Source organism: Paraglaciecola algarum, from assembly GCF_021532655.1.
Classification (GTDB): Bacteria; Pseudomonadota; Gammaproteobacteria; order Enterobacterales; family Alteromonadaceae; genus Paraglaciecola; species Paraglaciecola algarum.
Map to the genome: position 1 here is coordinate 348087 of NZ_JAKGAS010000003.1, position 20641 is coordinate 368727.

At 39.0% G+C, this 20641-nt stretch carries 17 protein-coding genes and 1 pseudogene; 10 read left to right on the top strand and 8 right to left on the bottom strand.

The window, feature by feature from the left end; translation table 11 throughout:
• Positions 1–67 precede the first annotated feature (67 nt).
• On the bottom strand, positions 68–1282 hold the full coding sequence (fabB, locus tag L0668_RS07725) for a beta-ketoacyl-ACP synthase I (protein WP_235311536.1): 1215 nt from the start codon (positions 1280–1282) through the stop codon (positions 68–70).
• A 197-nt stretch (positions 1283–1479) separates the two neighbouring features.
• Between fabB and mnmC the strand changes: the two genes are divergently transcribed.
• Together mnmC and L0668_RS07735 are read left to right on the top strand one after the other, a co-directional pair.
• On the top strand, positions 1480–3516 hold the full coding sequence (gene mnmC, locus L0668_RS07730) for a bifunctional tRNA (5-methylaminomethyl-2-thiouridine)(34)-methyltransferase MnmC2/FAD-dependent 5-carboxymethylaminomethyl-2-thiouridine(34) oxidoreductase MnmC1 (RefSeq protein WP_235311538.1): 2037 nt from the start codon (positions 1480–1482) through the stop codon (positions 3514–3516).
• A 103-nt stretch (positions 3517–3619) separates the two neighbouring features.
• Positions 3620–4264 carry a hypothetical protein gene (locus L0668_RS07735; protein WP_235311540.1) on the top strand — a complete coding sequence of 215 codons (645 nt, stop codon included), beginning with the start codon at positions 3620–3622 and terminating at the stop codon, positions 4262–4264.
• Between the two features lie 85 nt (positions 4265–4349).
• Here the strand turns inward: L0668_RS07735 and L0668_RS07740 are convergent, their stop codons facing one another.
• Positions 4350–4709: a DUF2750 domain-containing protein gene (locus tag L0668_RS07740; protein WP_235311542.1), complete on the bottom strand. Its 360-nt coding sequence runs from the start codon at positions 4707–4709 to the stop codon at positions 4350–4352.
• A gap of 88 nt (positions 4710–4797) precedes the next feature.
• Positions 4798–5766 carry a helix-turn-helix domain-containing protein gene (locus L0668_RS07745; protein ID WP_235311544.1) on the bottom strand — a complete coding sequence of 323 codons (969 nt, stop codon included), beginning with the start codon at positions 5764–5766 and terminating at the stop codon, positions 4798–4800.
• 174 nt (positions 5767–5940) lie between these two features.
• On the opposite strand from L0668_RS07745, the gene L0668_RS07750 reads away from it, so the two are divergent.
• From L0668_RS07750 to L0668_RS07770, 5 genes are all read left to right on the top strand, one after another.
• Positions 5941–8058 (top strand): TonB-dependent receptor domain-containing protein, encoded by a 2118-nt coding sequence (locus L0668_RS07750; protein WP_235311547.1) that lies wholly within the window; start codon positions 5941–5943, stop codon positions 8056–8058.
• A gap of 56 nt (positions 8059–8114) precedes the next feature.
• Entirely contained in the window at positions 8115–8717 is a 603-nt protein-coding gene (locus tag L0668_RS07755) for a PepSY-associated TM helix domain-containing protein (protein WP_268820241.1), read from the top strand.
• Positions 8718–8721: 4 nt separating this feature from the next.
• Positions 8722–9219, top strand: a complete 498-nt coding sequence (locus tag L0668_RS07760; protein ID WP_235311551.1) for a DUF2271 domain-containing protein — start codon at positions 8722–8724, stop codon at positions 9217–9219.
• A 3-nt stretch (positions 9220–9222) separates the two neighbouring features.
• Positions 9223–10053, top strand: a complete 831-nt coding sequence (locus tag L0668_RS07765; protein ID WP_235311553.1) for a DUF4198 domain-containing protein — start codon at positions 9223–9225, stop codon at positions 10051–10053.
• A 71-nt stretch (positions 10054–10124) separates the two neighbouring features.
• Positions 10125–10502 carry a DUF6746 family protein gene (locus L0668_RS07770; protein ID WP_235311555.1) on the top strand — a complete coding sequence of 126 codons (378 nt, stop codon included), beginning with the start codon at positions 10125–10127 and terminating at the stop codon, positions 10500–10502.
• A gap of 20 nt (positions 10503–10522) precedes the next feature.
• Here L0668_RS07770 and L0668_RS07775 read toward each other — a convergent pair whose 3' ends face one another.
• Complete coding sequence (locus tag L0668_RS07775; protein WP_235311556.1) at positions 10523–12049, bottom strand: Hsp70 family protein; 1527 nt, start codon at positions 12047–12049, stop codon at positions 10523–10525.
• Positions 12050–12265: 216 nt separating this feature from the next.
• Positions 12266–14371, bottom strand: coding sequence for a TonB-dependent siderophore receptor (locus L0668_RS07780; RefSeq protein ID WP_235311557.1), 2106 nt, complete (start codon positions 14369–14371; stop codon positions 12266–12268).
• Positions 14372–14563: 192 nt separating this feature from the next.
• Here L0668_RS07780 and L0668_RS07785 point away from each other — a divergent pair, with 192 nt between their 5' ends.
• Together L0668_RS07785 and L0668_RS07790 are read left to right on the top strand one after the other, a co-directional pair.
• Entirely contained in the window at positions 14564–15733 is a 1170-nt protein-coding gene (locus tag L0668_RS07785; protein ID WP_235311710.1) for a PepSY-associated TM helix domain-containing protein, read from the top strand.
• Positions 15733–16203: a PA2404 family protein gene (locus L0668_RS07790; protein WP_235311558.1), complete on the top strand. Its 471-nt coding sequence runs from the start codon at positions 15733–15735 to the stop codon at positions 16201–16203. The genes L0668_RS07785 and L0668_RS07790 overlap by 1 nt, the downstream gene beginning before the upstream one ends.
• Positions 16204–16227: 24 nt before the next feature.
• Here L0668_RS07790 and L0668_RS07795 read toward each other — a convergent pair whose 3' ends face one another.
• A complete protein-coding gene (locus tag L0668_RS07795) occupies positions 16228–17160 on the bottom strand; it encodes a hypothetical protein (RefSeq protein WP_235311559.1) in 933 nt (310 codons plus the stop codon).
• 149 nt (positions 17161–17309) lie between these two features.
• On the opposite strand from L0668_RS07795, the gene L0668_RS07800 reads away from it, so the two are divergent.
• Positions 17310–17600 (top strand): putative quinol monooxygenase, encoded by a 291-nt coding sequence (locus L0668_RS07800; protein WP_235311560.1) that lies wholly within the window; start codon positions 17310–17312, stop codon positions 17598–17600.
• Positions 17601–17654: 54 nt separating this feature from the next.
• Here L0668_RS07800 and L0668_RS20890 read toward each other — a convergent pair.
• Both L0668_RS20890 and L0668_RS07805 read right to left on the bottom strand, forming a co-directional pair.
• Positions 17655–17780, bottom strand: a pseudogene (locus tag L0668_RS20890) (hypothetical protein); the annotation flags it as partial.
• Positions 17781–18039: 259 nt separating this feature from the next.
• A complete protein-coding gene (locus L0668_RS07805; RefSeq protein WP_235311561.1) occupies positions 18040–20436 on the bottom strand; it encodes a fatty acid cis/trans isomerase in 2397 nt (798 codons plus the stop codon).
• Positions 20437–20641 lie beyond the last annotated feature (205 nt).

Consider the following 20641-nt stretch of genomic DNA (forward strand, 5'->3'; position numbering starts at 1 on the left):
AACTAAACACTCAATACAAAAAAAGCCAGCAAACGCTGGCTCAGTATCTAATAAACAAATTTAAAACTTAACCTTGGTACTTCTGCATTACCAGAGTACAGTTTGTACCACCAAAACCAAAACTATTTGACATAGCGGTAGTCAATTTAGCTTCGCGAGTTTCGGTCACCACATCCATACCTTGTGCTTCATCGTCTAGGTTTTCGATGTTAATTGACGGGGCAATAAAATCGTTTTCCATCATCAAAATAGTATAGATAGCTTCATTCACACCCGCCGCACCTAAAGCATGACCTGTCATAGCTTTAGTGGCACTTAATGCTGGCGTTTTGTCACCGAACACTTCACGGATGGCCCACAACTCTTTTACGTCACCCACTGGCGTCGAGGTACCGTGTGTATTGATGTAATCAATTGGCTCTTCAATCCCTTGCATAGCTTGTTGCATACAACGCACTGCACCTTCACCTGAAGGAGCAACCATATCTGCACCATCTGAGGTCGCACCGTAACCTACGATTTCACCGTATATTTTTGCACCACGAGCTAGAGCATGTTCTAGTTCTTCAACCACTACCATGCCGCCACCGCCAGCACCCACAAAACCATCACGGTCTTTGTCGTAGGTACGAGAAGCTTTAGTAGGATCATCGTTATATTTAGTCGACATGGCACCCATAGCGTCGAACTCAGCTGACAAGGTGTAATGTAATTCTTCACCACCACCAGCAAATATAATGTCTTGTTTACCAAGTTGAATTTGCTCTAAAGCATTACCAATACAGTGAGCACTTGTTGAACAAGCAGAACTAATTGAATAGTTCACACCTTTAATTTTAAAAGGTGTAGCTAAACAAGCTGAAACCGTGCTGCCCATACAACGGGTTACCATATATGGACCAATACGTTTTACGCCTTTTTCACGTAAAATATCAATGGCATCCACTTGGTTTTTTGAAGAAGCGCCACCAGAGCCAGCAATGATGCCAGTTCTTAGATTGGAAACCATATCGTCAGTCAAACCAGAATCTTCAATAGCTTGTTGCATAGCGATATATGCATAACCGGCCGCTTCACCCATAAAACGTAAAATTTTACGATCTATGTGTTCTTTGATATCTAGATCAACTTTTCCCCAGACTTGGCTACGCATGCCTGCATCTGCAAATTCCTGTGAAAATGTAATACCTGAACGGCCCTCTTTTAAGGACGCTGTTACTTCTTCTTTATTGTTACCAATACTAGATACTATGCCTAGTCCAGTAATTACCGCTCTTCTCATGATTTACCCTTCAAGATAATTTTGCGCACATTTTAATGATTTTCGTAACTCAAGTGGTCTGCTTTGAGCGTACAGCTGTTAGCTTAAATTAAAATGCTTGGATATACTAGTTTATCCCAGCCTATTGCAAACATTTCAAAGCCACCTCAAAATACGCCAAAGCATTATTACGTGCATCATCTGGCCAAGGTTTACAATTGAGCATCAAACAAGCAAATATTGAATTTAACGAAAATGGCGCCCCTGTTGCCACAGAATTTGCCGATATATATTTTTCTGATGCTGGCGCGTTTGAAGAAACCCAACATGTGTTTTTATCAAATAACTCAATTCCCTTACGTTGGGAGACATGGCCACAAAAATATTTCACCATTGCTGAAACTGGTTTTGGTACTGGTTTAAACTTTTTAATTACCCTAAAGTGCTTTAGTGATTTTATTGAACAACAGCCTGATACCAATTTTAATTTACACTTTATTTCTATCGAAAAATTCCCTATTAGTTTGGCAGATTTAAAACAAGCGCTTGCCGTTTACCCTGAACTACAAGAATTCAGCAATGAGTTGTTGAACCAATACCCTGAACCGATAGCAGGTTGCCACAGGCTGCATTTTTTACAAAATAGAGTCACCCTAGATTTATGGCTAGGTGATGTACATCAAGTATTGCCACAAATTAACGACAGACCTGACGGAATAGTTGACGCTTGGTACTTAGATGGGTTTGCCCCGAGTAAAAACCCAGATATGTGGACCCAAAGTTTATTTGAGCACATGGCTAGACTGGCGACAGAATGTTGCACCTTTGCGACCTTTACTGCTGCTGGTTTTGTGCGTCGTGGCTTAATTCAAGCTGGCTTTGATGTACAAAAAAGACCAGGTCATGGCCGTAAACGAGAAATGTTAGCCGGCCAAATAAACAAAAAGCAGGATACTCCTACTGGTTTGCCCTATTTTGTGCGTAACTCCTACCAAGCTGCAAATCAGCCCAGCACAAATCAATACTACACAAGTCAACACAAAACAAACAAACCAAGTATTGCCATTATTGGCGGCGGTATCGCTGGCGCCAATTGTGCTTATGCATTGGCTAAAAAAGGCCTTCAAGCAACTATCTATTGTAAAGAATCACAATTAGCCCAAGGGGCTTCGGGTAACCCCCAAGGAGGGTTTTACCCACAATTAAATGCTGAAGCCAGTGTTGCTAGCCAAATTCAGGTGAGTGCTTTTACTTATGCAGCAAGATTGTATAAACAATTGTTGGCAGATGGATTTAACTATAGCCATGATTGGTGTGGCACTTTGCTTATGGCCTTTAATGACAAAGTCACAACTCGCTATCAAAAAATGGTCAGCAACCAAACTTGGCCAGAATCGTTAATCCATTGGGTTGATAACCAACAAGCCAGTGACAAAGCGAATATGCATATTCCCTACTCAGGGTTGTTTGTGCCCAGTGCAGGATGGATTAATCCACCAGAGCTAACCCAGGCATTAATCAAAGCCGCCCAAACACAAGTCATAACAAATCATCAGCTAATGTCATTAGACAGAGATGCAAATCAATGGTGCCTCACTTGGCAAAACCAAACGCTCACTCAGGCAGATATTGTTATATTTACCACCGGCAGCGACAGCGTAGACATGCCATATCTTGAAGAATTACCATTTAGATTAGTGCGTGGCCAAGTAGAAGCGATCCCAACCAATAACGAGCTTGATAAACTTTCCACTGTGTTATGCCACAAAGGTTACTTCACCCCCAATTGGCAAGGACATCATGCTTTAGGCTCTACTTATGTAAAAGAAGATAGAAGTTGTGAATATAGACAGTCAGAACAATCTCTCAATCTAGGCATGCATCAAAGGTCACTAGATAAATGTGACTGGATCCACAATATTCAAGCCGAAGGAAAAGGCAGAGCGGCAATTCGAGCTAGTACTCCAGATCATTTACCTATGGTAGGGGCAGTGCCTAATGTCGAACAGCAAAAACAGCAATATCAGGATTTATATAAAGCCTTGCCTAGCCATTGTTATCCAACAGCAATCGATCACCCTAACCTGTTTATGTTAACTGGTTTGGGCTCTAGAGGATTAAGCACGGCTCCGCTAAGTGCCGAGATATTAGCTAGCCAAATTACCGGACAAGCCCTACCACTGAGTGATAAATTATTAGATGCACTCAATCCCAACCGTTTCTTAATAAGAGCTTTGATTCGTAGGCAAGAGTAACCCCTGCCAAACCCCCAAATATTTCCAGTTTTAAAACTTAGGTGTATACTTTTTATACAGAAGTTTGTTATCCCATTATCTATTAACTCGGGGAACGGAAATTATGAGCGAGCATCCAAAGTCCTTTTTTCAATCATTTACTGGCGTCATCACGGCCATTGCTTCTTTAATCGTGGCGATTACAGGTTTATATGCCGCAACTGACGGTTTTAATTTTGGCTCTAATACTCAACAAACCGAAATTGTTGAACCTAACAATGAACAAGATCATCTAACACAATTACAAAACTTAAAACGCCAAAAAGAAATTGATGACTTACGAATTCAACAAGAAAAAAGAAATTTACTAGCCCAACAAGAAATCGCCGCACTTAAAGCTCAATTACACCAGACAGCGCAAATAGAATCCGTCGACGTTTCATACCAACAAACCAATTCACAATACGCGACACCAAATATTTCTGGTAATTGGACGTTAACCAATCAAATTGGTACCTATGTGTTTGTCATCGAACAAAACGGCAATCAATTATCTGTGCAAGAATACGACAGCTTTAATAACAATGTTGGCAGCGGTAATGGTGTCATTAATGGCACAGATGTAGAGTTAAATTGGACCGAACCTTACCTGTTTGTCATGACAATAGATTTGGAAGCAGACTTAACCTTAAATGCCAGTGGCACGTTATTAAGCGGCACTATGTATTCTGAAGAAAGCCAAGTTCCGATAAGACTATACCGGCAGTAAAAACCTTTTGCTTAATTGTAGTAGGCTACTTAACCGAGATTAGACCTCAAGCAGCATATGCAGATACACTCTGGGTATATTTAGCTTACATTTTCTCTACTGTAGCCAACATCTGGCTAAAGTCGGCCAGTTCCACCTCTAGATATTCGCCGCCATCTTTCCACTCCACACCTATCATCACATTGTCTTCGGCTAAATCTTCTACCCAAAATTCTAACCAGTCAGCTAAGGTTATCGCCACAGGCACATAATCTTGCCATTCATCAATACAATGTTGTTGAGCTAATTCTTGGCTTGACCATAAAGGCATGACATCCGCATTTTCAAAATTGATTGAATCGAGGATTACCCAACCTTCGCTGGCTTGGTCTTGCAAAGCCCAAAGTGTTTGGGTGTTTTTTACTTGTGCCATAAAGTCGGCTGATGGTTGCTCGTTACTTGTCATGATTATTCACTCTCTCATAGCTGATAATTAATCATACTGAGTAACCAGCAAAATGACACTTAAATTGAACAAGTTAATTTTTATAGTACTACACGTATATATGCAGCCGTCTATACTGTGAAGGTGTCATGTTAAAACGTTTTTTAAAAGCAGTCACAAAATTGGAAACATGTGAATAACCCGCCATATATGCGATTTCGCCAATAGATAATCCATCGATTATGAGTGAGGATTTTGCTCTATCTAGTTTTTTAAAACGAATATATTCAATTGCTGTAAGTTTATATTTGTTTTTCACTTTTCGTTGTAATGTACTCACGCTTACCCCTAGTTCCCGCGCAATAATATTTAACGAGCCACTTTGCAAAGCCATGACATTAAATAGGTGAAAGAACTGCTCATCTTGCTCCACTAATTTGGTTAATTTTACCGCAGGTAAAACTGGCCGATTACTTTCAGCCAAGAGTATTGGCACACATGCAGCAATAATATTAAGTGTGGTATGTTCGACTTGTATTTTCCCTGCAAAATCAACACGCTGTCGATTACATATTAAATTTTCACTTAGTTTCACCAAGCCTGAGGGAACCCTAAGCTGATAAACTCGCGGCGTTTTATCAAACAAGTCGTCAATATTTTGCTTTTCAACAACAGATTGACTTCTGGCTAAAAGCCAGTGTTTATCAATTGACACATTGACCTTTTTGACTCTTTGATTTTCAACCAGTCGCCGAGTAAAAATCTCAGTTTGGTCACAAACAAGAATAAACAGAGTGGCATCATTGGTCTTGTTTTCAAAGGTATATTGTTCGTCACCTAATCCAAACGAAACTTTGCCTTGCAACAAAATATTAATGCTCATACAAGGGGCTAATTCAGCGCTACTCGTGGCATTTTGTTTTTCAGTGGTATCGCAACAATGCACACTCATACCAGAAGCTAGCGTATCAAAAGACAAGTTACCTTCCAGCAAAGGCTGATTATTCAACAGAGGCAGGCGCACTTGGCTGGGTACCTGATGTTGTTCAAGCATAGACTTAAGTTCATGCCTATTCATTTTTAACCTCACTCCACTTTCATAGTCATTCTACCTAGCCAAACTCACTAAACACCCTATTGACCTTTTCTCATAATTAAATGGCGATTTTGCATAACAAGAATCACTGAAAACCTTAACAAAAAAGGTATATTAATGATAATTATTCGCATTTACAATAAATTAAGGTTTGTCATGTCTACCAAGGGTTTTACTAGAAGTGTTATTGCACTGAGCATTTCATCATTATTATCTTATGCGGCTAATGCCGAAGAAGATAACGACATTACGCAAGATGAGATTGAACATGTTGCAGTATGGAGTACCGCTATTTCTACTTCGTCTTTATATTTAAAAGGCGACGACATTATCAATAAACAAGCTGATCATATTTCAGACTTATTAAGAACCATTCCTGGCGTGGATGTAGGTGGGGCACACTCGTTAAACCAACGTATTACCATTCGTAGCATGGATGATAAAGATTTAAACATCTCCATCGACGGAGCCGCGCAAAACACCTACATGTACCACCATATGGGTAACCTACAGATCCATGCAGATATCTTAAAATCAGTAGACATCGAAATTGGTTCTAACTCAGTAATCAATGGTGGTTTAGGTGGTTCAGTTAGATTCGAAACTAAACAAGCTAGAGAATTATTAAAACCGGAACAAACTTTTGGTGGCCGTGTTCAAGTCAGCTCAGGTGATAATTCTGGCAATAACTATTCCATCACCGGATATGGCTTATTGGGCGAGTCTTTTGATTTTATTGGCTATTACAACTTCGTAGACAGATCTAACTATGATGTAGGCGGTGGCCAAATATTAGATGCTGATGGAAACGAACTTGCCGATACCGATGGTGAAGTAAAAGGCTTAGAAGGTGAGTTAGATGACTTATTGATAAAGTTTGGCTGGAACATTGGCAACGATCAAAGAATATCTGTAGGTTACGAAAGTTATCAGGATGAAGGTAATTATAGCTATCGTCCAGATATGGGATTAGCCACTGACTTAGCTATTACCAATTCATTACAAGTTCCTTTGTTATGGCCGACTGAATTTACTCGCGATACGTTAACTCTAAATTACGATTTATCCTTTGCACAAAGCTCTCAATTAAAAGTATCCGCCTTTTCAAATACTAGCGAACTATGGCGAGATGAAATGGGCTGGGCCGACAATGAAGCTTACACAAGCTGGGCTGCAATAGTGACTGGCGAAGCAAAAAACACAGGTGTGAATGCACTTGCCACTACTAACTTTGACGATAATTTAGCTGGCGATCATGAACTCACTTATGGTTTAGATTATATTAAACACGACACTGAATATGCGGCGCAATATATTGCGTCTTTAGATACGTCTGCAGAACAAAGCACCAGCTTAGCCTTGTTTTTACAAGACAAAATTCAACTGAATGAATCCTTTGCCATTATTCCAGGGGTTCGATATCAAGACTATGAAATTGACTCTACAGTAGTAGACAATAATTTCGATGACATCACTTTTGCTCTAGCAGCTGAGTATCAAGCCACTGATAACCTCTTGCTTAAAGCCAGTACTACACAGCTATTTAAGGGCCCTGAAATTGGCGAAGTATTTGTAGGCGCTGGTTTATTTGACTCTGCAAATCAAAACATCGAAGCAGAAACCGGCACCAATACTGAGTTAGCTTTTGCTTATCAAAGTAGCGCTAATAAAACCAATCGATTAGCTTTAGGCGCCACTGTATTTAAAACCCAAATTGACGGTTATATTTACGATTATGCAAGTTCGCCAGAAGGCGGATATTGGAAAGACAATATTGGTGATATACAAATTACTGGGTTTGAAGCTTACATTGGATACACAGCCGATAAATTAACTGGACAAATCACCTATTCTTCTGCTGAAAGTGACTTAGATGCTTACGCAGATTATCAAGATCTAGACCAAGCAAGGATAGATCGTGAACAGGGTGACACCTTCACAGCCAACATCAATTACGAGCTAAGCCAATTCAATCTCAGCTTAAACTGGGAAGCCATGCAAGTACAAGATATGGCAGCAGGGATCAACCTAGATGGTGCCACACTAGACAATGCCAAAGATGGCTTTACTGTACATAATGTATCAGCTAATTGGTCACCAGAGAGTATAGAAGGTTTAACGGTTATTTTTGGCGTAGATAACTTATTTGACGAATATTATGCTTCGCAATCTTCTAGAACAGGTACTTCCTTCCATCCTAGATTCGGATCTTTGTACCTACTTGATTACGAACCGGGTCGTAATATTAAAGCCACACTGTCTTATCAATTTTAAACTAAGACTGGCGCTACAAAAGTAGCGCCAACAACAATATTAATTCAAAGCAAAGTATGAATAAAAAGACATTTTTTTCGTGGTCAAGGCTGTTGCACATTTATATGTCAACGGCCTTATTTAGCTTACTGATATTTTTCAGTGTGACGGGTATTACCTTAAATCATTTAGACTGGATAACTAGCAGCAAAGACCCACAACTATGGCAAGGAGAGCTAGATAACACAGTACTTGAGGGTTTTACTCCTCCTGCAACGGACTCTCTACTAAGATGGATGGAAAACAAACACAGTTTAGCTACTGCCTCAAATATTGAATGGGATCAAGATGCCCAAGAAGTCTTACTCGATTACCCATTCCCCGCTGGATACGCTTACGTGATTGTGGATGTTGAAAGTGGTCAATACAGTATTGATTATCAAAACGGTAGTTTTTGGCAAATCATAAATGATTTACACAAAGGCCGACATGCTGGCCAGTCATGGGCATGGCTAATTGATATTTCAGCTGTATTTATGGTGTTGTTTTCAATTACAGGTTTGATCATTCTTTGGCAAAACCGACCTAAACGCCAAGTAGGTATAACGTTAACCTTGTTAGGTACCGGCACGCCGATCCTAATTTTCTTTTTATTAGTTCCTCATTTATCTGGAGTATAAAAATATGCTGACACGCTCTTTATTGGCTTTATGCCTATTATTTGGTGTAGGACTACCAGCTATTGCTGCAAACCAACTAACCATAGACATTAACATTCCTGAATTAGACGTTAACCCCTATCACAAACCTTATGTAGCAATATGGCTTGAAACGCCCAAGCGTCAATACGTGACAACCATACAGCTGTGGGCTGATGACATGGAATGGTACAAAGATCTTCGCCAGTGGTGGCGAAAAGCCAGTCGATCCAAACAAAGTTTTGATGGCGCAACAGGCGCAACCAAAAAACCGGGCAATTACCAAATTAAATGGACAGCAAAAGATGCCAATGGCAAACCACTTCCCGCTGGTGACTATTTATTAAAAATAGAAGCCTCTAGGGAAGAAGGCGGCAGAGAATTTATCAAAAGTAAAATCACTATTGACCAGCAAGCAAACCTTAATCTGGTTGGAAAACGAGAATTGGGTCAAATATCAATCACTACACAAGTACAGGAATAAATAATGCAATCTTTTAAATTATTATTTGTATTAAGCACAATATTTTCATCTAGTGTTTTTGGCCATGGTCGCTGGTTATTACCCAGTCATACCAATCTTACGGGTACTCCTGAACACGCTGTCACCTTTGATATGAGTATTTCTAATGACCTGTTTCAAGGCCATTATGGTTATATTCAAGCATCAAAAAATTTAAAGATCCCAGCCACTCCCGCTTCCTTAGACGTAATTGAGCCCAATCAAGAATGGCGTAGAGATATACCATTTCATTGGTTAAATATTAGAAGTTCAGGTTTCGATACTTTAAAACAAGATGGCACCCATCATTATGTACTCAATCAATCACCTGTTTACATTTCAGTTTTTAAAGATGCTGCAGGAGAATTACACAGACGTTTCAGTAAACCTCAAGATTTAACCTTAGCTGAAGGCGCCAAATTAGAAAAAGCTATGCGTTATATTCCCACCATACATACTTTTGTATCTCGCAATAAATTAACCACACCAGGCAGGTTAAACAATGGCTTAGAGCTAGTAGCTAAGGGCCATCCAAACGATTTATTTGTGGGAGAAAGCCAAAGCTTTGAAGTTTATTTTGAGGGCAAACCACTTACTCAGGAATTAGAAATTCAAGTGGTGCGCGGCAATACTCGTTATCGAAACGAGCGAGAACAACAGACTTTCGTTTTAAAAGGTACCAATCAGTTTGAGGTTATCTTTGAGAAAGCTGGTATGTACTTAGTTGAAGCAGAATTAGTCCAGCCATCTGCTGAGAAAGGTATAGAAATTGACAGGTGGGCACTGTTTACTACCTTAGAAGTGAATCCAGAATAACTATTCGACACTAAGATTTTATAAATAACGATTAGGCCCAGATCTAGGGCCTTAATAAAAAGGCAAAACCAATGAGAAACCAATTCGCAACCAGTTTACTGCTAGCTAGTATTAGTTTTACCATATTCGCAACAGATGTAGACCACTTTAAAGGTACACCTTCACCAGACTTAAAATCCGCTCTATGCAATCTACAAAAGTTTGATAACACCTTAAAAACAATTACCGACAAACCGTTGAGCGCTAATGATATGGTACAGATCCATCAGCTTACCTATACACTAGAAGTCGCCCTTCAAAAAGTTCAGCAAGAGCTGAAAGTAGCAGCTGAAGAGTTGGAAAAAGTACACAAAGGCTCTGAAGTAGTGAGTAAAGAGCAAGTTAATACAGCGGCTAAAAAATACTTATCAAAAACACAGGTGTTAACATCAAACTTAAACTGCGAGTAACACCAAAGCTTTTAAATTATCTAAATCGAATTAGATAACTTATAAGCCTGTATGGCTAAACCTTCACATACAGAGTTAAAGGCATCACCTTCTAATACAGGTAAATCGACTAAACTTATTTGCTGGGTTTCAATACGCTGGATTTCTTTTTGTACAATTGGCGACAAACTCATGCCCCCCGTGACAAATAACATTTCTGGTGGCTCTAAGCTGTTTTCTAAACATTCAGTGACTAAACTTTTCACTTTACGTAACCAAGACTGCATAGAGCGGTTTAAATCCTCTAAGCTGATGTCGACGTTATAATCTGGCTCAATATAATGAAGTGGCAGGGTAATTTGTTGTTTTGATGAAAGCATCTCTTTAGCTAAGCGAGATGAATTCACTAGCCTAGCAGAAAGTTTCTCTTCTTGTACGGTTTGTAAACGCATCAATAATTTAGGATCTTTGAGCATACAGCGGGTTTGGGCGATTTCTAAACCATACTCATCTGAAAAGAACTGATCTAATTTTGGAATGTTATCCACTGCGCACATATCTGAAAAATAGGTAGGTGGCACAGGCAAGTTGTTAAACATCAACTGCCCCATGCCCATAGTTGGAGCGATCCCTTTGACTATCAGGTTTTTATCACATTCCATACCACCTAAGCGAGTGCCAGTCACCGACAACACATCTTGTTGACGATCTAGGCAGGTATTTTTATCGGCTGATAAACGAATACAACAAATATCTGTGGTACCGCCACCTATGTCAACTACAAGGGTGTTTGTTGGTTTATCAAGAGTTTGTTCAATCTTATATGCCGCGGCTATAGGCTCTTCCAAGAATTCAACTTTAACAAAGCCCGCTTTTTGCGCGGCTTGAGTCATAATATCGATAGCTTGACTATTACCTTGCTCTCCACGAGTGCCATGAAATTTTACCGGTCGTCCAATAACAGCCGTATCCACAGTTTGTTGCATTTGAGTTTCAGCACTGGTACGAAAAAAGGCTAATTGTTTGGCAATAATGCCTACAAACGCTTGCTGCTGTCCCGCCACTAAACTGGCACCTAAAAAGTTCTTAGGGGAATAAATCAAACGGCCTTTTTCCGGTGTTTTTAAATAACGTCTAAAACCTTCTTCACCAAAAGCAAACTTTCCGGTTTCAACTAACTGCTGTAATGACAAATCTTGAACTGTCATATCTTTTAACAATAGTTGAATAGCTTTGCGCTGTAGCTCAGGTAGGTTATGAAATTCAGATCTTAAGTCAGAAATTTTATCGCTATACACCTGCTGTTCACGAGGATCTTTGGCTTCGTAATAGCTGTCTTTGGCTTTATCAATTTGTTCGGTGATACTGCGTTTAATTTGCGCCACTTTAGCTTCAATAACTGCCACAGGTGGGTTAGGTAATTCGTGCTCATAATAAATAAACACAGAAGAGCGAATTTTATTCGCATCTTCCATAGCAGGATCTAACTTAATAAAATGGTGTGTTTGACCATCAAAATATACCACCTCTGAATTTGAGGTGCCGTAATCTATACCAATTGCTGCCATTGTGACTGTGTATAACCTAAAGTAAATTATCTAAAAAAATAAAGCCGCGAATTGTAAAGTAAAACGACTTAAGCTTCATTACTTGTTTTATACCAATTACAGCTTCTAGTGAATCGCAATTCTGCATAACACAAAATTGAAAACCTAGAGATTAAAACATAAAAAAACGAGCCGTCGCTCGTTTTTTAAATATATGATAATTACTCAGTCACACTATTAGAAAGCATAGGTGAGGCCTAAGGAGCCGTTGATTGGCGCTCCGTAAAAACCAACTGTAGTTAAACTATTTATGTATTTTTCATTAGTGATATTGTTAACATTGGCCTGTACCGAAAGACTATCTGATATGTCCCAACGGGCAAAAGCATTAACTAATAAATACGCACTTTGTTGAACAGTTTGCTCTGCATTTTGTATTTTTGATTGCCATTTCCCGCCAATTCCTACAATCAGCTCTGAAAAATGAGGAAATGAATATTCAACCGAATAATTAACCAAATCACGAGCTGCCCATAAGTGTTCTTTCTCATCGTTTTCATCTTCTACATCTAAATTTGTATAACCCAGTACCACGCTTAAATATTCGGTAAGCTTTCCGGTTAACTCGAACTCAAAACCTTTCGACTCGACATTGATGCCTTGATATGCATATTGTCCTGCATCCGTGAACCCAGCAAATTTAGATAAATTATCTTGCTCTGCGCTAAAAACAGCAAATGTAGCAAGCAACTTATCATCAAACATTTGCGCTTTAATACCTAGTTCATAATTTAGGCCTTTAGTCGGCGCTAAATAAACACCATCAAAGTCAGTTTGTTCTTGCGGTTGATAGATGTCTGAATAACTCGCGTAGGCATTTATATTATCTGTAATCCCGTAAGTCACCCCAAAATAAGGACTGATTTCACTAGCTTCTTCATCAATAATGACACCGCTATTATGACCTTTACGGTTATATTTAATACCATTAAAGCCAGCCACTACGAATAGACTATCGGTAAAATTAATCTTGGTTGAACCAAATAAACGAGAAAATGTTACATCCATATCTGAATAAATTTCTTTGTCTCCCCAATCAGGCTCTGCAATAGCATCTAATGCCCAAGGAAAAGCCGGGGCAGGAGCAAAGTCCACAGCAAAATCAATAGGGTGTACATACATAAGTTTATCACTTGTAGCATGACTAACCCCTAATGTTACTTCATGCTCTTGGCCAAACAGTTGATAACTACCAATGGTAGTAACATCTAAAAGATCAGCTGTGTAATCGTCGTCATATCGGCCTGGATAACTATATAACCCCAAATTAGTTTCACTATTAAACTGACCATAAGGATCGTAGGCGTAGTGCAATTTATCTTCTGCTTCGAAGTTTTGTCTATTAAATGTGGCTTTCACCTGCCAATCATTAGCAAATAAATAAACATACTCTACAAACGCTGTAGTATTGATGGTATCCCACATTGTCCAATCTAGAGTAGGGCTAGCACCAACATCCCACTCAGCTTGAGGGCTACCGTCTGCATAATTGAAGGTTAAGCCCCCCCACATATTGCCATCGGTATTTGCATCTTGATATGACAAACCTAAAGTAAGGGTAGCGTTATCGGTTAATTGTCCATCAACCACACCATATAAATATACACGGTCATCTTTTAACCCGTCTAGATAGGATCCCTTGTCTTCAGTTACTGCCACTACTCGTGCTGCCCAACTGCCACTTTCAGTTAATAAAACAGAATAATCAGCCTGTAAACGTTTGAAATCCCACGAACCAAGAGACACACCTACATTACCTTGGTTTTCATTTGTTGGGCGTTTACGCACATAATTAATTGTTCCTGCGGCGTTACCGACCCCAGTTAATATTCCATTCGCTCCACGAATCACTTCAATTTCTTCATAACCGTAAGCTTCCATTGCGCCGGTTACAATGCCCCAATCGTTGGGTAAACCTACACCGTCAATTTGTGTGCTCTTAAGTTCAAAACCACGCGACGTATACTGTGTTCGATTAGTTTCCCATTCTTCAACCGTAATACCGGTTGCAAGTTTAAGGGCATCATTTAGATCATTAGCTGCAAAGTTTTCAATTAAATCAGCAGAAACAAGGCTAATAGATTGAGGAGTTTCGTCAATTTCCATAGTTAAACCAGTAGCTCCTTGGCTTACTCGATTTTGTCTAACGCCTACGATTTTTATTTTTTCTATTTGCTCATCATTTAATTCTGCGTTTGCTTGATTCTTATTTTCTTGTGCATACGCTTGGAACCCCATAGCCAACAGCAGCGAAGAAAGTACAAAAGTACGTGTGTTCTTCATGTTCACCCTTATGTGTAAATTAGTTTGCTCTCAAAAGAGAAATAATACTACTACACACAAATGCAAATAACAATTATTACCATTTAAATTTCATACTGGTAGTGATAATTGTTTTTATTTAAGGTTTGAGTTATGCTTACAGCACCATTATTATTATTAGGCTCTATAAAAGAGCACCCATTTAGAATTATTATGTCCAAAATTAGTAATCGTTTCTGGTTCCAACTTCATGGTTGGTTTTCACTTCCAATATGGCTCATATTTTGTTTTGTCTGCCTAACCGGAACAATTTCAGTTATTAGCCACGAATTAACTTGGCTAACTAATCCAGCTGCACGTGCAAGTAACCCACAAGATCTACCAGAAAAACCAACTGCAGAGTTAATTTCAGTTGTACAACAAGCTTATCCGACGGCAAATGTATCTATAGCATTGTCATTTGAGCCATATTTAGTTAACGCTATTGTGTTTAATGACAGTGATAAACCTGTCGCTGTTGCTTACGTGAACCAATACACAGGTGAGATCCAAGAAATCAATTTAGGCATCACCTTTATCAACTTTATGCGCTCGTTACACGGCTGGTTGTTATTCCCTTGGCAGCATAATTACAGTGTGGGTTATTACCTAGTATGTGCCATGGCAATAGTGATGTTAGGTGCGTTAGTGACAGGTTTGCTGGTGTATAAAAATTTCTGGCGAACTTTTACTCAACCCAAACTTCGCTTAAGCCAAGGTAAAAAAACATTACTCTCTGATTTACACAAATTAGCTGGTGTTTGGTCAATATGGTTTCTCATGTTGATGAGCTTGACTGGTTTATGGTATTTGGTTCAAGCCATCATGTGGCATGCAGATATTGATATTGAACCCCACCCACCTACTGTAACAGTCGAACAATTACCTAAATTTGCTGAACAAACTGCCACTATGCCAATTTCAGCAACGGATGCATTTGAAATTGCCGAACAAAGGTTCCCTAATTTTAAAAGTACATACGCCATGTTGCCTGAACACAATCGAGATACTTATAAACTGTATGGTGATGGTGACTTTATTTTTTTCGATCAATATTCTTTAGGCGTCATGGTTAACCCTTGGACGGGTGAAATTGAAGATGAAAGGAATCCAGAAAAAATGGCAGCCTTAGAAACCTTAACCAATGTGGTTAATCCACTGCACTACGGCACCATAGGTGGTATTTGGACAAAGATAATTTGGTTTATATTTGGCGTGTTACTGACAGGTATGTCGATCACTGGCTTTTTAATGTGGGGCACCAGAACCGTTAAAGCAGCCAGAAAACCGACTGTTGAATTAGACCATAACCAGCAAACATTCATTCAACAGGAAACTCACTAATGGCGCGTACTACTCAATCATTCTGGGGCCGAAATAAATATGAAATTAACGGCCTCGTCTTAATTTTACCGCTTTACTTTTTGTACCAGTCATTAACGCCTGTTTTTCCAAAAGCTTGGGCCACTCAAAAAGTAGGAACCTTTGAAATAACCCCCACCCCTTACGACATGGATCAGCCATATCAACATGAAGGACATTTCACTAAAGATTTTTTATTGATATTTAGCCAAGGTAAAGTGGCACACATTCGCCAAGCTTATTTTAATATCGGCGAAGCGCCTATTCCCTTAGCTGAATTACAAACGGGTGATGAAGGCATACTGCATGGCAGCCAACATGGCCAAGAGGTACATGCTATTGCCCCCAAACTCATTAGTGCTGGCCATAAAGCTTGGCTCACCATAGAAAACTGGCAAGGCGAACAATTTATCACTAGCTGGGATATTCCACAGGAATTACAACAAAATTAATAAGCCTAACTTGCGACGAATAGCTTATAACACCACGCCGACATCTAATTTATTTTTTTCAGTCACTCTACGCGCGTGTTCTTGTTTAGCCGCATTTAACAACTCTTGAGCAAAAGAAGAGTGCTGCATAATATGTTGATTTTTGTCTGTAGCTGTTACTGAGTCATTGTAATTCTTGCAACGTACTTCTAATCTGGGAAAGCTATCTAAAGCTTCTTCGCTATGGTCAAACTTTACTCGGCACTTTTGCTTGGGGTCGTTAAATTTAAATAGATAATAAATCCAGCCATCATCAGCAAAGCTATCATCCAAGTCTACGGATTTTGGTTGCCACTGCTGAGTGTAAAAATCAATAATTTTTTGCATCTTTACTGGTGTTTGATCATGTAAGATTTGCACAAGTTCGAGCTCTATTAGCGTGCCAAACGCTGGCACCATATTAAAATTTAACTCCAATAATTTAGGTAGGTTTAATTTATCAAAATAAGGTGCGACTAATTTAGTGTGGTTAGCTATTAAGTTTTGATAATTGCTACGTTTTTTTACGCTTAGTTTTTGGTATTCCTCGCTCTCTTGCTGATTAACTAAAAAGGCTTGCACATCTGTTTGAGTATAATGACTGAGCATGCAATACAAATTTTCATATTGATATAATTCGGGCTTTTCTACTTGGGGTAATACAGATTCAATCAAGTCGGATAGGTAGCCATATTCATCTATTCCCTGCATCATCTCCAATTTTCCACTCAGTGCTGATTTCACCGCTGAGCGTACTTCAAAATAAGAACGGCCTGTTGATTTAGGGCAAATATCGGCCAGTCTCCATTGTTCAAACGCTTTGGGGCTAATATTTAAGTTTTCGTAAAAGGTGTCTGACATGTTAAAGCCAGAAAACTTGATATCTGCAAACACATTGCTACTACACAAGGCAATTAGCCCAAACAATACAAAACGCACGTTAACCCTTAATAACTGAATTTTTAAAATGTAATATATACGAGAAAAAATCAGAACAATAGTTTGATAAACATAAATTTATAACTTTATTAATAAAAAATACTAGGCTATTTTCCAATTGAAATACAAGAACTAAATAAGGTATTAATATGCCCCATCTCACCATAGTCGCGAATATTACTGCAAAGGCTGATAAAGTTGAATTGGTTAAAAATGAGCTGCTAAAACTAGTTCAACCTAGTCTAAAAGACGCTGGTTGTATAAATTACGTTCTACATCAAGATAACGTTAACCCTACGCTATTTATGTTTTATGAGAACTGGCAAACCCGAGAATTGTGGCAAGAACATATGAATACATCTCATGTAAAAGCCCTTAACGAGGCAACGGAAGGGGCTATTGAACATGTGAGTTTACAGGAAATGACAGGGATAGAATAAACACCTCACCTACTGTTTGTATTTACTGTAATGGTCAAGTATTCATGCAGATTCTTAGGAACATTGCAATAATTCCATCGCGTATTGTACTAGTGAGATATTTCCCAGTTTATAATATCTTCGCTTCTGATTAAAAAATGGTTCAATGTAATCAATAATATCAGCTTGTGCTTGATGGCGAGTTTCAAAAAGACTTAATCTACGTTCTAGGACTTTGAAATAGCACTAGCTGTCTTTAATACAGAGCTGTCAATAATGCGCCTTGTTTAAGCCTTTTTAAACTCTCGCTCAGAGGCTACTTATTAGGGTAAATTGGTATTAGTCTAGCCTAGATTTTGAGTGTCTTTAGCCATTTGTATAGACTTAGCTTCAACTTCAGGCGAGACTTTATTTTTCAATTACTAATTTAACCTAAGTTTTCAAGTCTTATTCATACTGATTATCGGTTTTCGAGTCGATTATAATCTAACCAACCACCTTCTATAGGATTTTGTTCCATGAAGGTATAGTTAATTTTATCACTAAACTCCCAGAAGTTTTTGTCTGTACGGCGTACCCCAAATGAATCCAGGAATGCAGCGTAATCTTGTTCGGTAGAAATTTGTTGAGCTTTGGCAACCATTTTAGCTAGGTCTGATTCTTTTACCCGCCAAAATGCATCTGGGTAGCTACCCAGTAAACCATGAACAAGCGTGACATTATCATTTTTAGGATCGCGATTATCTTCTTCACTAAACAGACTATTAACATTGAAATGAGCACTGTTACGTACCAAGGTAAAAATTTCAGTATGTTCGCTACCCTTTGGCTCCACCATAATCATGCTCAACTCAGGTAAAATCGAAGCCCCCATACCTTTAATATTATTAAGCTGTTGTAACAAGGCTTGACTGTTGCTGCTTAAATCACTGTCCTGTATTTTAAATTTTGTTGGTTGTACTTTTGTGACTCGTTTAGCAAATATCTCGAATAGTTCTTTTTTATGCTCAGTGGTTTTAAAATCTATAGCTGTGGGTTGTTCAAAAGGAGTGATTTTACCTTCTACAAAAGACGTTAATTCTGGACTGGCTTTTTGATACCAAGACGCTAGCTCTGTGCGGCGGGTTTTAGCTGGCATATAAGCCAAGAAATTAGACTCTCCTTCTATACGTAAAAAATCCATATATAAACGGGTCATTAACTGATGACCGTAATTGCCATACACATCAAAACCAGCAACCAGCAGATAATGAATTCGTTCAAGCAAAGCATAATCAATGACCCAGGCCGTTTTAGGTTGCTTTCCAACTAAACCTTTAACCACAGTGGCATTATCAAAATGTCGAAAAACAGTTAGGGTGGCATTGTCATTTTCACCGTCACCATCCCAAATATCATTAGCAGTAAAATGCTGGCCATCTTCTAGGGTTTCCGTCATAAAAGTATGCCTAGCTCGCATATAATCGCCTTGGTGTGACGCATATTCAAGCCAACCAACAGCAAATGCTGTGCTGTCTTTTTCTGCAGGGAGATGTAAATTATCTTGTTGAGAAAGGTAGAATTCATTAACTTTGGAAGAAGTGGCTAGTTCAGGTTTAATAAAATATACCCAGAATCTATCATTAATCACATTTAACGCTACCTGGCCACGACAAACCGGCCCCTTGATGTACCCCATAATGGTATTTTGTGCCCGTTCCAACATAAAACGATATCTAGCATTGACTGGCAATTGTGTAAAAGCAGTCAATGGATTAGCTGCTACCTCAGGTTTATAACTAGGTAATTTTTTTACCGTATACTCAGCATCCACAAACCACTTCTGCCATTTGTCAGTTAATTCCTGATGAATGGCGTATGGTTGATGTGCCTTAGCTACAATAGTCGAATGCACTGCTTGTAGGCGGTAATACACACGCTGAACACCCGGCTCATCAAAAGGACGACGAGTGGCAATTGGTACTATAGGTTCTCCTGATGGAGTTTTAGAACGCACTAAATTAAAAAATTGCGGCTGGGTATCGTCCTCGGTCAACTCACTAAAATACAGATGTGAGCTAAATAAATGCTCGTAAATATAACGCGCACTCAACTGCATTTTTAGGTTTTTGGCATTAAGAAAAGCTTCTAGTTTATCTGCTGCTTTTTGCAAAGTGGCAGATATCGGAGCTGGCCCAGGCATATGAGCCCCATCTTCAATCCATCCCATTAAAATATTATGTTCTTTGTCAGTTAACTCTGGCAACGCATAAGGCATACCCGCATACGGCTGATTTTTAGCATAGCTAGGATATTCCTCCATTGTTGGACAGCTTTGGCTGCGATCAATACTCACATCAAACCGTTGGTCTAATAATTTACCATCGGGTTGTGGATATTCTTGTTTCAAGGTCAACATTTTTGCTAAAACAGAAGCCTGCGTATTGGCTTGAGATGTTTGCTCCCTTTCATTTAAAACAGGATAAAACCCACGTTCTCGCCATTTAGGAGTAGTTAAAGTATCAATAAATAATCGCTGTGGTGTAGCAGCTAAAATACGATCTCCATGATAAACCTTTGCTTTATTTGCCCCCCGCTCAATTCCTTCTGGTGAGGTCATTTTCAACTGGCAAGGCGCATCATAACAAGCATGACACACAACGCAGCGCCCCTCAATGATCGGTGCTACCTGTTCCACATAAAGTAAATTTGTAGGGCTATCATTGGTAGGCTGTAAAGTTTCCGGTAACTTGCGGTTACTGGTATTCTCTTGGCCATATAAACTGTTTAAGTCTAGGTTGACAATAGTGGCACAACCAGAACAGATGAGAATAATAAAAATAAGGATTTTAATAGGCTTAATATATATATCTTGCATGGGCATAGTTTTTGAGAATTCTATAACAAGGATTTAAAAAATTTCTGATAATTAACAGTGTACTACATGCACTAGCAGGATGTTCTAGTAGAAATACATCCCCGCACATAATTATGTACTAAGCTTATACCAATATAGGTAAATAATTGGCTACTCAGCGAGAGTTTAAAAAGAAACAACCATTACTACATAGCGATGCCTTGAT

Coding starts and splice junctions, on each gene's coding strand:
- fabB (WP_235311536.1), bottom strand. CDS start 1,282: ATGAGAAGAGCGGTAATTACTGGACTAGGCATAGTATCTAGTATTGGT.
- L0668_RS07735 (WP_235311540.1), top strand. CDS start 3,620: ATGAGCGAGCATCCAAAGTCCTTTTTTCAATCATTTACTGGCGTCATC.
- L0668_RS07740 (WP_235311542.1), bottom strand. CDS start 4,709: ATGACAAGTAACGAGCAACCATCAGCCGACTTTATGGCACAAGTAAAA.
- L0668_RS07745 (WP_235311544.1), bottom strand. CDS start 5,766: ATGAATAGGCATGAACTTAAGTCTATGCTTGAACAACATCAGGTACCC.
- L0668_RS07750 (WP_235311547.1), top strand. CDS start 5,941: ATGTCTACCAAGGGTTTTACTAGAAGTGTTATTGCACTGAGCATTTCA.
- L0668_RS07755 (WP_268820241.1), top strand. CDS start 8,115: ATGAATAAAAAGACATTTTTTTCGTGGTCAAGGCTGTTGCACATTTAT.
- L0668_RS07760 (WP_235311551.1), top strand. CDS start 8,722: ATGCTGACACGCTCTTTATTGGCTTTATGCCTATTATTTGGTGTAGGA.
- L0668_RS07765 (WP_235311553.1), top strand. CDS start 9,223: ATGCAATCTTTTAAATTATTATTTGTATTAAGCACAATATTTTCATCT.
- L0668_RS07770 (WP_235311555.1), top strand. CDS start 10,125: ATGAGAAACCAATTCGCAACCAGTTTACTGCTAGCTAGTATTAGTTTT.
- L0668_RS07775 (WP_235311556.1), bottom strand. CDS start 12,049: ATGGCAGCAATTGGTATAGATTACGGCACCTCAAATTCAGAGGTGGTA.
- L0668_RS07780 (WP_235311557.1), bottom strand. CDS start 14,371: ATGAAGAACACACGTACTTTTGTACTTTCTTCGCTGCTGTTGGCTATG.
- L0668_RS07785 (WP_235311710.1), top strand. CDS start 14,564: ATGTCCAAAATTAGTAATCGTTTCTGGTTCCAACTTCATGGTTGGTTT.
- L0668_RS07790 (WP_235311558.1), top strand. CDS start 15,733: ATGGCGCGTACTACTCAATCATTCTGGGGCCGAAATAAATATGAAATT.
- L0668_RS07800 (WP_235311560.1), top strand. CDS start 17,310: ATGCCCCATCTCACCATAGTCGCGAATATTACTGCAAAGGCTGATAAA.
- L0668_RS07805 (WP_235311561.1), bottom strand. CDS start 20,436: ATGCAAGATATATATATTAAGCCTATTAAAATCCTTATTTTTATTATT.